General features: G+C 47.8%; 1 protein-coding gene. It reads right to left on the reverse strand.

All coding sequences use genetic code 11. From position 1 onward, the window contains the following. Positions 1-544 precede the first annotated feature (544 nt). Positions 545-1076, reverse strand: a 532-nt coding sequence (locus NUW87_RS11375) for a ribonuclease H family protein (protein ID WP_269028635.1), incomplete at its 5' end; no start/stop codon positions are given.

Consider the following 1076-nt stretch of genomic DNA (forward strand, 5'->3'; position numbering starts at 1 on the left):
TTGAAGTGGATTCCCATGGCCTGTCAAGAGTAGGAAGAGGGGTGTACAAGCCCTGTTTCTTAGTGGTTGGTTTGGAAATAGCACAGGCAGTGCAGGACCTGATATACTTGCTGACCTCCTGTCAAAGTTTCGGCCAGTAGAAATGTTTCTGTAGCATCGCCACTATCTTTTCGATGTCGAAGTGTCCTGCCACCCGACTGTAGTGGGCTTCCCATATCATATTTGCTCGCTCACTTGATGGAACATAGATATGGCCCAGACGACACAACAACCCATCCTGAAGATGGAAATTATCGACAACTACGTTTGCACCCAACATTTGGTAGGTGGTGGCGAAGTCAGGGTCTGTCTCATAGAGTTGGGGCCATCCAGAGGTCTCATGGATGCAGGAGTCTAGCACTGTGGTGAGTGCTGCGACTGGCGGTCTGCTGAGGCAATCAGCAACGCGATTGGTGCTTCATGTTTTATACTTGATGTTGAGGTGGAATTGCTGCAAGTATGTGGACCACTTTTGATGACGGTCATTCTACAATTTTCCTTGTGTCTACATGAACTGCAATGGCTTATGATCAGTGTGGATGACTGTCTCCTTCCTCAGAATGTAATGTCTCCACTGGTGGAAGGCTTGCACAATGGAGTACATTTCTTTTTCATAAGTAGGGTACTTACAGACAACATCTGACAGTGTCTCACTATGATAGGCCACAGGGTGGCCGTGCTGAGTGAGAACGGTGCCCACAGCATAGTCTGAAGCATTTGTCTCGATCTCAAAGGGTTGTTGCAGGTCTGGTAGTGAAAGTATTGGGGATGAGCACAAGCATTGCTTCAAATCATCGAATGCTTGTTGTTGGGACCAGCCCCACGCAAATTTTTCCTTACCACCACCCCTAGTTATTTGGCTGAGGGCCCATGCAATATGGGAGAATCCCAACATGAACCTGCGATAGAAATTGGCAAGGCCTAAGAAGCTCCGAAGCTCAGTGAGTGTGGTTGGGGATGGCCAGTCATGGATGACTTGGATATTGGTTGGATCCACATGTACACCATGTTTATGAATGAAGTAGCCCAGGTAATGG

The organism is Corynebacterium pilbarense (assembly GCF_026930265.1).
Classification (GTDB): Bacteria; Actinomycetota; Actinomycetes; order Mycobacteriales; family Mycobacteriaceae; genus Corynebacterium; species Corynebacterium pilbarense.